Source organism: Paraburkholderia polaris (assembly GCF_012927345.1).
GTDB lineage: Bacteria > Pseudomonadota > Gammaproteobacteria > Burkholderiales > Burkholderiaceae > Paraburkholderia > Paraburkholderia polaris.
Genome location: NZ_JABBGJ010000027.1, coordinates 129,357 through 140,760, shown reverse-complemented (window position 1 = coordinate 140,760; position 11,404 = coordinate 129,357). Strand labels below are relative to the sequence as shown.

Sequence of the window (11,404 nt, the reverse complement as noted above, 5' to 3'; positions counted from 1 at the left end):
AATCGGGTTGCACCACCCGCTTGAGCGTCTTGCCCTTATGCCCCGGCTGCGCGCCAGGCTTTGCCCCGCTCGTGCCGCGCAACGACTTCGGCTTGCGCCCGGGCCCATCGCTTGAGGGCGGCTTGCTGGAGTTACGACTGTTCTTCTCGAGTTTCGCTTCGAGCGCGTTCAGACGCTTCACGAGATCAACGATGAGCGCGTCCTTCTGTTCGTGTGTGAGGTCTTTGAAATCAGGCATCTTCGTCATGTCCTTCACTATGCACAGCCTGGCTGCAGTTTACAAGCGCTGAATAGTTACCATACAGCAATGAATCGACGGAGGTCGCATGGCCACACTTTCAGCGACGCTTATCTGGGGCGGACTTCGGCATCCTGTGCGAAGCCTGCAGAAGCAATTGTCAAAACGCGCGCCCGTCCCGGCTGGGCAATCCTCAGACGAGACGGCCGCCGCTACCTACACCTCCCCGTCGCCCGAACGGCTCGAACGCATCGCGGCTTATGCGCGCTGCGGCTATTTCCATATGGAATACACCGCCGGCATGTTTGTCGTGCCGCTCGAGTTCCCACGAGAATAGGCCGCCTGCCGGCGGTGACGTGGCAAATCCGCGGCGAGCGGGCGTAGCAGTGCGGCTTTAAGCCGGAGCGACCGAACCGATGCTTCTTTAGAAATGAAAATTTATTGGTTCGGGTTCGGCTTGCTCTCTTTCATAGTGTCTCCTGATGGCTATAGGCGGTTGCAATCGCAGATAGCTTTGACCAGCGCGTACAGATTCGCGCGATATCAAAGGAGACGTCATGACGCTTGAACTCGCAGAACGACCCACCCACGCGCTGCTTGAAGCCGCCCGTTCGAGAGCCACCGAAACCGGTTTGCCTTATGCCGGCGGCCTGTCGCCGCAGGATGCATGGGCGCTCGTCCAGGCAGGCGACGCCGTGCTGGTGGATGTACGCACCGCCGAAGAACGCAAATTCGTCGGACTCGTGCCCGACAGTCTGCATGTCGCGTGGGCGACCGGTACGAGCCTGACGCGCAACCCGCGCTTTGTGCGTGAACTGGAAGCCAAAACCGGCAAGGATGCGGTCGTGCTGCTGCTGTGCCGCAGCGGCAACCGCTCGGCGCTGGCCGCCGAGGCCGCGGCGAAAGCCGGTCTCACGCAGGTATTCAATGTTCTGGAAGGTTTTGAAGGGGATCTGGACGGCGCGCAACGGCGCGGCGCCAGCAATGGTTGGCGCTTTCATGGGCTGCCGTGGATTCAGGACTGACAGTCTGATCGTTTTCGCTGCACTTTACGGGGAGTAACTGCTGTGGCTGTGTTTGATGTCGATGAGATTGTTCACGCGCTTCAGACGGTCCGCCAGCAATGGCGCGAAGTGCAGAAGCGCTCGCTCGAGCCGGGTGGGCGCGAATTGCCGGGGCGCGAAGCGCTTTCGGAGATCATCGAGACGCTGAAGGGCGTGCTTTTTCCGATGCGGCTCGGACCGCCCGATCTGCGTCAGGAAAGCGAAAACTTCTACGTCGGGCACGCGCTCGACGCCGCGTTGCATGCACTGCTGAGCCAGGCGCGTCTGGAGCTTCACTACCGCAGCCGTCATCAACCGCCGCCCGCCGCCACGATCGAGGCTCAGGCCGGCATCGCGGTGCGCGCTTTCGCGGCGCGCTTGCCGGCGATTCGCACCTTGCTCGACAGCGACGTGTTAGCGGCGTTTCACGGCGATCCGGCGGCGGGCAGTGTGGATGAGGTCCTGCTGTGCTACCCCGGCGTGCTGGCGATGATCCACCATCGGCTTGCCCACGAGCTGTATGGGCTGGGGCTGCCGCTGCTGGCGCGAATCATCGCCGAGCTCGCGCATGCGCAGACTGGTATCGACATTCATCCCGGGGCGCGGATCGGCGCGGGGTTCTTCATCGATCACGGGACGGGTGTGGTGATCGGTGAAACGGCCATCATCGGCGAGCGCGTACGGGTCTATCAGGCCGTCACGCTGGGCGCGAAGCGTTTTCCGCGCGACGCGCAGGGACATCTGGAAAAGGGTCATGCACGCCATCCGATCGTCGAAGACGACGTCGTGATTTACGCGGGCGCCACCATTCTCGGGCGCGTCACGCTCGGGCAGGGCTCGGTGATCGGCGGCAATGTGTGGCTCACGCAGGATGTCGCGCCGGGTTCGCATGTGACGCAGGCCGTGTCGCGCAACGAAGGCACGCGCACCGCCGCGGTCCGTGAACGCACGCCGCGCGAACATGCCGACACGGAGCCTGCCACGGCCGGAGTGGCTCGATGAGCGTGCTCGTCAGGGACTTCGGCGCCGCGGTGCGGCGATTTCGCGAGGCGTCCGGCTGGTCACAGGAGCAATTGGCCGAGTACGCCGGACTCAACCGGTCTTATGTCGGCGAAATCGAGCGCGGTTCTGCTATCGCGTCGATTGTCACGCTCGATAAGCTTGCTCGTGCTTTCAACCTGCCGGTCGAACGCTTGCTCGGTCAGTCGTCCGCGGGTGTGGGCCTTGCCGCACGCTCGCATTCCGCTCTCGTCGATCCGACGTCCTCCCTTTAGACCCTTAAACCGCCTCGTTGCCGTCTATAGCATGTTGAACGGCTGGGGGCGTTTTCTCATAATCACTTTCGTTCATAAGCTTTCCCGTTTTTCTTCTATCAACCCCGGAGCTTCAGATGACAGCAACAGTGGGCGGCCTGACGGCGCTCGGCGATACCGCAGCACGGCAACTAGCCAATGCCACCAAAACCGTTCCGCAACTCGCAACGATTACGCCCCGCTGGCTCACCCACCTGCTCCAGTGGTTGCCGGTCGAGGCAGGCATCTATCGCCTGAACCAGGTGAAGAATCCTGAAGCCGTCAAGGCGGCCTGCACCGCGCGTGAAGATGAAAGCATTCTGCCGCGCACCTTCGTGCCGTACGAAGAGCAGCCGCGCGAATACTTCCTGAATGCGGTCAGCACGGTGCTCGACGTGCACACGCGGATCTCGGATCTCTACAGCAGCCCGCACGATCAGATCAAGGAGCAACTGCGCCTCACGATCGAAACGATCAAGGAACTGCAAGAGAGCCAGCTGATCAACAACCCGGACTACGGCCTGCTCGCGAATGTGGCTGAAGAGCAGCGCGTGTTGCCGCTGACCGGCGCGCCGACGCCTGACGATCTCGACGAATTGCTGACCAAGGTATGGAAAGAGCCGGCATTCTTCCTGACGCACCCGCTCGCGATCGCCGCCTTCGGTCGTGAATGCACGCGCCGTGGCGTGCCGCCGCCGACCGTCAGCCTGTTCGGCTCGCAGTTTTTGACGTGGCGTGGTATTCCGTTGGTTCCGTCGGACAAGGTGCCGGTTGCCGATGGCAAGACCAAGATTCTGCTGCTGCGCGTGGGCGACAAGCGCCAGGGCGTGGTCGGTCTGTTCCAGCCGGGCGTGGCCGGCGAACAGGGTCCGGGTCTGTCGGTTCGCTTCATGGGCATCAACAACCATGCGATCGCGTCGTATCTGATCTCGCTCTATTGCTCGCTCGCGGTGCATTCGCCGGACGCGCTGGCAGTTCTCGATGACGTGGAGATCGGCAAGTACCATGACTACCCAGACACCTACAAGTAAGCCCATGGATAGCGTCCTGCCGCACGATGTGCCGTCGGGTCCGCCCGCGGGTTTGCCTGATCCGGCGACGTTAGCGTCGCTGGCCAATGCGTTCTTCTCGGCACTGCCTGGCAACGCACCGCAAGGCGGCACGCCGGGCGTGGCCGGCACACTGCCGCTCACGGCGCCTGTACTCGACGAGATCAGCAATCCGGCTCCGGCCGGTTCGCCGCTCGCGGGTCCCGGCGGCGCGGGCACTGGCGTGCCTGGCGCGGCGTTGCCGCAGGGGCATGTGCCGGGGGGCAACCTGTTGCCCTCGGCGCCTACGCACATTCTGTCGCTGGGTAATCGGGCGCCCGCGCTGGCTCCCCATGCAGTTGCGTCGAACGGCTTGCCGGATAGCGCGGTGACCGTTGCGCCAGCACTCGATCCGCGCTTTGGCGGGGCCGCGCTGGGAGTGCCTGAGGGACACGGTGCGCAGCGTCCGTCTACCGGTGGTGCGGCGCCTGCGTCGCCAGTCTCCGCGGGGTCTGCATCGCCTTATTATTTTCTGGGCGAAACGGCACAAGCTCGGACCTCGACCGTTGCGTCGCCGGATATCGTCGTGCCAGGCTGGCATGAAGTGAGCGCGCAATCGCTCGGTCTGCCTGGTGTCGATGAGCCGCTTGCGGAGCAACGCTTCCCGTACGACCGGCCGGCCGCCTCGCAAGCGGCGCCGAGCAGGACGTCGGCGGAACACGGCAGTGGCTCGCATTATTTTCTGAATCTGAATGAGGCGTCGCGCTTTCCTGGGCAGACGCCTGGTGCGACCGGCGGCGTGCCGCATGCCGGGCCGTCAGCCCATCCGCCATTCGATGTGAATGCGATTCGCCGGGACTTTCCGATTCTGCAGGAGCGCGTGAACGGCCGTCAGCTGGTGTGGTTCGACAATGCCGCGACCACGCACAAACCGCAGGCGGTGATCGATCGGCTCGCGTATTTCTACGCGCATGAAAACTCGAACATCCATCGGGCTGCCCATGCGCTGGCCGGCCGCGCCACGGATGCGTACGAAGCCGCACGCAGCAAGGTGCAGCGCTTCATCGGCGCGGCGTCGCCGGATGAAATCATCTTCGTGCGCGGCACCACCGAAGCGATCAACCTGATCGCGAAGACGTGGGGCGTGCAGCATGTTGGCGAGGGTGACGAGATCATCGTCTCGCACCTGGAGCATCACGCCAACATCGTGCCGTGGCAGCAGCTTGCCGCACAAACCGGCGCAAAGCTGCGCGTGATTCCGGTCGACGACAGTGGCCAGGTATTGCTCGACGAATACCGGAAGCTTCTCAATGACCGGACGAAGATCGTATCGGTCACGCAGGTGTCGAACGCGTTGGGTACGGTGGTGCCGGTCAAAGAAATCGTCGAGCTGGCGCATCGTGCAGGGGCGAAGGCGTTGGTCGACGGCGCACAATCGGTGTCGCACATGCGGGTGGACGTGCAGGCGCTCGACGCGGACTTCTTCGTGTTCTCGGGTCACAAGGTGTTCGGTCCGACCGGCATCGGCGTGGTCTACGGCAAGCGCGCGATTCTCGAAGATATGCCGCCGTGGCAGGGTGGCGGCAACATGATCGCGGACGTCACCTTTGAGCGCACCGTGTTCCAGCCGCCGCCGAATCGCTTCGAAGCCGGCACGGGCAATATCGCCGATGCAGTGGGTCTCGGTGCGGCGATCGATTATGTTCAACGTGTGGGCATCGAGAATATCGCGCGCTATGAACACGACCTGCTGGCCTACGCGACGAGCGTGCTGCAACCGGTGCCGGGGGTTCGGCTGATCGGTACAGCGCGTGACAAGGCCAGCGTGTTGTCCTTCGTGTTGAAGGGCTACGAGACCGAGGAAGTGGGGCAGGCGCTGAACGAAGAGGGCATTGCCGTGCGCTCGGGGCATCATTGTGCGCAGCCGATCTTGCGGCGCTTCGGCGTCGAAGCCACGGTGAGGCCGTCGCTCGCGTTCTACAACACCTGCGACGAAGTCGATGCGCTGGTGTCGGTGGTGCGGCGGCTGTCTTCGCGACGCTAGCGATAAGCGGCGGCCGGTTACAGCCGCCGACTTAGCGGACCGGTATCAAAACGCCAGGTTGCAACTCGAACAGGCATTGCGCGAACGGGTCTGAACCCGTTGTGCAATGCCTGTTCGGCATTTACGCCTGCGCTCGCGCCATTTCCGCCAGGTAGGCCCACGGATAGATACCTTGCGCGTGTCCGTCGCTGAACACGATCTGTACGCCGTAGCCCATCGGCTGCACGTCGACAATCGCGAGCCGCGGCTCTTCATGCACCGCTGCCGAGTCCGAATTCTTCAAGCGGCGGCATGTCGAGCAAGGGCACTCGTTCCTCAGCGTCGCGTTGTCGATCCACTGCGTTTTTCCGTCATGCCATGTCAGGGACAAACGCCTCGTCGCCGCGTGAACCGTCATGTTCTCTGGGGCGTTCATCACTGTGCCTTTTCTATTTGCGTCAAGGCTATGCGCGCGGCTTTGCGTACTTCCGGATCGGGATCCGTCACAGCTGTTTGCAAGGCGGGCAGCGATGCTGCGTCGCCTAATTCGCCAAGCGACAACGCCGCTTCCTTGCGTAAATTGCTGATCGCGTGGGTGAGGAGTGCGGCTACCGCCGCGCTCGCCGTTGCGTCGCGGAGTTTGCCTAACGCGCGTACCGCCTGCAAACGGACTTGCCAGTAGTCGTCGTCAAGAGCGGCAATCAGCGCATCTCGCGCGCTCGACACGCGCAGTTTGCCGAGCGTGGCCGCGGCTTCCTCTCGGACCTGCCACGCGGTGTCGCGTAATGCGCCAAGCAATACAACGATGGTTTGCTCCGTTGCTGCCGCTCCGACGCCCAACGCACCTATGGCCGCGCGCCGCACGGCGGCGTTCGAATCCTGTGCGGCGGTGACGGTAAGGGGGCCAAGCGCGCGTTCGTTCTTCAACCAGCCGAGCACGCTCACTGCCTCGAGCCGCACGACGTCTTCGCTCGCGGTCAGCGCGGCCAATGCAGGTTCCAAGGCGCCTGCGTAGCGTAATTCGCGCAGACCGCGAAGCGCGGCCTGGCGCACGAAGGGATCGTGATGCTCGGTCCACGGCGCGAGCAGCGGCCCGGACTCCGGGTCCTTCAAGTTGGACAGGCTTTGCGCGGCCGCGTCGCGCACCTCTTCTGCAGGATCTGCCAATGCTTCGCAGAGCGCCGCTACGGTGTCGGCGCGTTCCCACGCGCCGAGCACATCGGCGGCCTGAGCGCGAACGGTCGGCGACAGGTCGCGGCGCAAGGCGGCGATGATCGGTTCGAGTACCGCTTCGTCTTCGAGATCGGCGAGCGCGAGCAGGGCAATGCGTCGCACCGCGGCGTCCGCGGACGCGAGGCGCGGCATGAGTGCAGCGGCTTCCGGATCGAGGGAGTCGGGGTCGAACGTAAGCGGAAGCGAAATGTCGGTCATGATGGATGGCGCCCCTACTAGCGCAGCAGATAAGGAATGTCGACCCTGACCGCATCGGTCGGGCAATCTTTCTCGCACGGCATGCAGTACCAGCATTCGTCGAACTTCATGTAAGCCTTGCCCTTGGTCAAGTCGATTGCGAGCAGATCGAGCGGGCAGACATCCACGCAGACCGTGCAGCCCTTGTCGGCGATGCATTTGTCTTCGTCGATCGTGACGGGCGCTGCACTGCGCTGGAAAATGTTGTGCGGTGTCGTAGACATGGTGGCTCCTCAAGCGTTGGCAAGCGCGGGCTCGCCAATCCGCAGGTTCTGATAGGCCTGGCTTTCGTGGTTGTCGAGCGGTACCACGTAGGGCTCGACGGCGCGTTTTTCGCTGACCATGCGGCCCGCTGCATCTTTCTTCAGATGCGTGTGGCAGAACCATTCCGCGTCATTGCGCTGCGGATAATCGACGCGATGGTGGTAGAGGCCCCAACGGCTTTCCGTGCGATAGAGCGATGCGTGCGCCGCCATTTCGGCGCAGTCGCGAATTGCCCGCACCTCCGCGGCGCGCATCAGTTCGTGCGGATTGTCGGCCTTGATCTGGTCGATGTCAGCGGCGATTTCAGCGAAACGTTGCAGGCCGATTTCCATCTTGCGCGTGACCTTCGGCGGCTGGAGATAGTCGTTCACCATGCGGCGCAGCTTGTATTCGACCTGAGCCGGGGCAAGCCCCGTCTCCCGTTCGAGTGGCGCATAGATCCGCGCTCGCTCGGCGTCGACCTGTTCACTATCGAGCGTCGCATGTTCACGGCCTTCGACGTATTGCGCCGCGTTCTGCCCCGCGAACCATCCGTAGGTGAACGCGCCGAGCATATAGTTGTGCGGCACGGCAGCCATGTCCCCGGCGGCGTAGAGGCCGGCAACTGTGGTCTCCGCGCGTTCGTTCACATAGACGCCAGATGCACTGTGGCCGCTGCAAAAGCCGATCTCCGAAATGTGCATTTCGATCATCTGCTGCCGGTAATCGGTGCCACGTCCCGCATGAAACCGACCGCGGCTCGGGCGCTCGTTCGTGTGCAGAATCTGCTCGATGGTTTGAATGGTTTCTTCTGCGAGATGGTCGAGCTTCAGAAACACCGGCCCATTGCCGCTTTGGAGTTCCTGATAGAACTCCCACATCATCTGGCCGCTCCAGTAATCGCATTCAATGAAGCGTTCGCCTTTGCCGTTCGCCGTGAAGCCGCCTAACGGTCCGGTCACGTAGGCGCATGCCGGGCCGTTGTAGTCCTTGATCAGCGGGTTGATCTGGAAGCACTCCAGGTTCGCAAGCGCAGCACCCGCGTGATAGGCCATCGCGTAGCCGTCGCCGGCGTTGGTCGGATTTTCATAGGTGCCCATCAGGTATCCCGACGACGGCAAACCTAGCCGTCCCGCGGCCCCGCAGCTAAGAATGACCGCCTTCGCGCGCACCACATAAAAATCCGCCGTGCGGCAATCGAAACCCAGCACGCCGCAGGCGCGCCCTTGCGCATCGGTCAGAACGCGTGTGACGACGATGCGATTGGTGATCGCAATGCGCGCGCGTTTGAGTTGCCGGTAGAGCACTTTCTTGATGTCATGTCCCTCCGGCATCGGCAGAACATAGGAGCCCATGTGATGCACTTTCTTGACCGCATAGTCGCCCGTACCGTCTTTTTCGAACTTCACACCCCAGCGGTCCAGTTCTTCGATGGTCTTGAAACTGTGTTGCGCATAAGCGTAGACGGCTGCCTGATCGACGATGCCATCATTGGCGATGGTGATTTCCTTCGTGTACTGCTCAGGTGTCGCATGGCCGGGGATGATGGCGTTATTCAGGCCGTCCATGCCCATCGAAATCGCGCCGCTGCGCTTGACGTTAGCCTTTTCCAGCAGCAACACCTTCAGGTTCGGATTCTGTTCCTTTGCCTTGACGGCAGCCATTGGGCCGGCGGTGCCACCACCTATCACGACCAGGTCGTACTCGATCACGTGCGTATTCATGTCGTCTTCCTTGTGTTCTTCTTCTCTTTTTGCCGGTCGATGCGAAAGCGGTACTGGAATGCATCGCCCCGGAAATAGAGGTATTCGTAGTCGATCGGCGTGCCGTCCGCGCTATGCGTGAGACGTTCGATGCGCAGCACCGGGCTGCCTTCTTCGACATTCAAGGCTTCGACGATTTCATCGTCGGCGAGAATGGCGTCGATTGAGACGTCGGCGTGGCCGAGCGGCACGGCGCAGTCGTTCTCGAGAATGAGGAAGATGTCGCGCGTGACGAGGTCGGCGCCTGCCAGGCGTTTACCTAATGCTTCCGGCACCCAGGTGACTTCGAGCGAGACCGGTTCGCGATTGAGCAGCCGCACACGATGGATTTCGGCAACCTTCGTGCCTTCGGGCAGTTTGAGCCGGCTGGCGATGTGCGCGGTGGCTGGAACGAAGCGGATATGTTTGAGCTGGTTGACGATTTCGTATCCCATCGACGACATCGCTTCGGCGAAACCTTGCAATGCGCTGACGTTCTGGAAGGCTTTCGGCTTCGAGACGAAGGTGCCCTTGCCGTGCAGTTTGAAGACGAGGCCTTCTTTTTGCAGATCGCCGAGCGCCTGGCGCACGGTGATGCGGCTGACGTTGAACATCGCGCAGAGGTCGTTTTCAGACGGCATCTGAGAATGGGCTGCATACGTGCCATCGAGAATACGCGTGCGCAACGCCGTCTTTATCTGCTCGTAGAGCGGAGCGGCCGAAAGAGGAAGCACGTTGGCCGGGTCGGGTTTCAGCATGATCTGGGGGTTTCCGTACTTGTTATGACAAGTTGCATCACAGTCTAGTGATGGAGCCGCGGCGGACGAACGAAGAATTTGTGCTTTGTATTTCTGCGGGACAGCTTTTGGCGAGCCTGTTAGCGTCGGCGCCCCGGCGCATCCGGTTCGGCAGGGGTAGAGAGAGGCGGGCGGTTGCAAGCAGCGCCGGCGAAGGACGATTAAACTGGCCCGACCTGTTTGCGATGGAGCTCGCCACATGTCACGTCAGCTTCGCCTCGGCGCTTTCATGCGTCCCACGACGATTCATACCGGTGCATGGCGCTATCCCGGCGCCTATCCCGACGCCAACTTCAATTTCGGGCATCTGAAGCGTTTTGCGCAGACGCTGGAGCGTGGCCGCTTCGACGCGTTCTTCATGGCGGACCACCTCGCGGTGCTCAACATGCCGCTCGACGCGCTCAAGCATAGCCACACGGTTACGTCGTTCGAACCGCTGACGCTGCTGCCCGCGCTGGCTGCGGTCACTGAACGGCTGGGGCTTATCGCAACCGCGTCCACCACGTTCGACGCGCCTTATCACGTAGCCAGGCGTTTTGCCTCGCTCGACCATATTAGCGGTGGCCGTGCCGGATGGAATCTGGTGACGACATCGAATCCCGATGCCGCGCTCAATTTCGGTCTCGACGAGCATGTCGAACACGACGAGCGATATCGGCGCGCCCGCGAGTTCTTCGACGTGGTCACCGGGCTCTGGGACAGTTGGGCCGACGATGCTTTTATCCGCGACACGGAAACGGGCACATTCTTCGATCCGCAAAAACTGCATGTGCTGAACTACAGGAGCGAGAACTTTTCGGTGCGCGGCCCGTTGAATATTGCGCGCCCCGTTCAGGGATGGCCCGTCATCGTGCAGGCCGGTTCATCGGAAGCGGGGCGCCAGATCGCGGCCGAAACCGCGGAGGTGGTGTTCACCGCGCAAAGCCTGCTGGCCGACGGCAAGCGTTTCTATGCCGATGTGAAAGGCCGTATGGAAAAACTCGGCCGTCACCGCGATCACATGAAGATACTGCCGGCCGCTTTCGTCGTCGTGGGCGATACCTTGGACGAGGCGCGGGAAATCCGCGCGCGGCTCGACACGTTTGTTCACTACGAGAGCGGCATGGCTTCATTGTCGATCGCATTGGGGCACGACGTGTCCGGTTTCGATCCGGACGGCCCGCTGCCCGAAATTCCCGAGACCAATGCGAGCCGCACGGCGCGGCAACGGGTCGTCGAGTGGGCGCAGCGCGACGGGCTGACGATTCGCCAGCTTGCCCAGCGCATTGGCGGATACTCGGGACTCGAGATGGTGGGCACGGCGACGATGATCGCCGATCAGATGGAGCAATGGCTGGTGGAAGAGGGCTCGGACGGCTTCAACGTAATGTTCCCGTATCTGCCGGGCGGTCTCGACGATTTCGTTGACAAGGTCATTCCCGAGTTGCAAAAGCGCGGCTTGTTCCGGCGCGAATACGAAGGGGCGACGCTGCGCGAGAATCTGGGACTGCCCCGGCCTGAGAACCGCTTTTTTTCTGTGTGAGATAGG

Annotated in this window: 13 protein-coding genes; 7 read left to right on the top strand and 6 right to left on the bottom strand. The window is 62.3% G+C overall.

Annotation, left to right across the window (positions count from 1 at the left end; genetic code table 11):
- Positions 1–238 (bottom strand): DUF6444 domain-containing protein (locus HHL24_RS24680; protein ID WP_230417552.1); only part of this gene is annotated, 238 nt, incomplete at its 3' end.
- An 88-nt stretch (positions 239–326) separates the two neighbouring features.
- Between HHL24_RS24680 and HHL24_RS24675 the strand changes: the two genes are divergently transcribed.
- The 6 genes from HHL24_RS24675 (at position 327) to HHL24_RS24650 (ending at position 5,645) form a co-directional block, all read left to right on the top strand.
- Positions 327–575: a hypothetical protein gene (locus HHL24_RS24675; RefSeq protein ID WP_169487973.1), complete on the top strand. Its 249-nt coding sequence runs from the start codon at positions 327–329 to the stop codon at positions 573–575.
- Positions 576–795: 220 nt separating this feature from the next.
- A complete protein-coding gene (locus HHL24_RS24670) occupies positions 796–1,263 on the top strand; it encodes a rhodanese-like domain-containing protein (protein WP_169487972.1) in 468 nt (155 codons plus the stop codon).
- A 42-nt stretch (positions 1,264–1,305) separates the two neighbouring features.
- The gene (epsC, locus tag HHL24_RS24665; RefSeq protein ID WP_169487971.1) at positions 1,306–2,283 is read left to right on the top strand and encodes a serine O-acetyltransferase EpsC; all 978 of its coding nucleotides are present in this window, start codon (positions 1,306–1,308) and stop codon (positions 2,281–2,283) included.
- On the top strand, positions 2,280–2,555 hold the full coding sequence (locus tag HHL24_RS24660) for a helix-turn-helix domain-containing protein (protein WP_169487970.1): 276 nt from the start codon (positions 2,280–2,282) through the stop codon (positions 2,553–2,555). Before epsC ends, HHL24_RS24660 begins: the two co-directional genes overlap by 4 nt.
- Positions 2,556–2,671: 116 nt before the next feature.
- Complete coding sequence (locus tag HHL24_RS24655; RefSeq protein WP_169487969.1) at positions 2,672–3,604, top strand: family 2A encapsulin nanocompartment shell protein; 933 nt, start codon at positions 2,672–2,674, stop codon at positions 3,602–3,604.
- Entirely contained in the window at positions 3,579–5,645 is a 2,067-nt protein-coding gene (locus HHL24_RS24650; protein ID WP_169487968.1) for a family 2A encapsulin nanocompartment cargo protein cysteine desulfurase, read from the top strand. The genes HHL24_RS24655 and HHL24_RS24650 overlap by 26 nt, the downstream gene beginning before the upstream one ends.
- 121 nt (positions 5,646–5,766) lie before the next feature.
- Here the strand turns inward: HHL24_RS24650 and HHL24_RS24645 are convergent, their stop codons facing one another.
- From HHL24_RS24645 to HHL24_RS24625, 5 genes are read right to left on the bottom strand one after another with little or no spacing between them, the layout of a single operon-like run.
- Complete coding sequence (locus tag HHL24_RS24645) at positions 5,767–6,042, bottom strand: gamma-butyrobetaine hydroxylase-like domain-containing protein (RefSeq protein ID WP_230417554.1); 276 nt, start codon at positions 6,040–6,042, stop codon at positions 5,767–5,769.
- Between the two features lie 17 nt (positions 6,043–6,059).
- Entirely contained in the window at positions 6,060–7,055 is a 996-nt protein-coding gene (locus HHL24_RS24640) for a HEAT repeat domain-containing protein (RefSeq protein WP_169487966.1), read from the bottom strand.
- A 17-nt stretch (positions 7,056–7,072) separates the two neighbouring features.
- Complete coding sequence (locus HHL24_RS24635) at positions 7,073–7,318, bottom strand: 4Fe-4S dicluster domain-containing protein (RefSeq protein ID WP_030102639.1); 246 nt, start codon at positions 7,316–7,318, stop codon at positions 7,073–7,075.
- A 9-nt stretch (positions 7,319–7,327) separates the two neighbouring features.
- Positions 7,328–9,061: a fumarate reductase/succinate dehydrogenase flavoprotein subunit gene (locus HHL24_RS24630; protein WP_169487965.1), complete on the bottom strand. Its 1,734-nt coding sequence runs from the start codon at positions 9,059–9,061 to the stop codon at positions 7,328–7,330.
- Positions 9,058–9,837 (bottom strand): GntR family transcriptional regulator, encoded by a 780-nt coding sequence (locus tag HHL24_RS24625; RefSeq protein ID WP_169487979.1) that lies wholly within the window; start codon positions 9,835–9,837, stop codon positions 9,058–9,060. The genes HHL24_RS24630 and HHL24_RS24625 overlap by 4 nt, the downstream gene beginning before the upstream one ends.
- A gap of 238 nt (positions 9,838–10,075) precedes the next feature.
- On the opposite strand from HHL24_RS24625, the gene HHL24_RS24620 reads away from it, so the two are divergent.
- The gene (locus HHL24_RS24620) at positions 10,076–11,398 is read left to right on the top strand and encodes an LLM class flavin-dependent oxidoreductase (RefSeq protein WP_169487964.1); all 1,323 of its coding nucleotides are present in this window, start codon (positions 10,076–10,078) and stop codon (positions 11,396–11,398) included.
- The last annotated feature ends 6 nt before the right edge of the window (positions 11,399–11,404 follow it).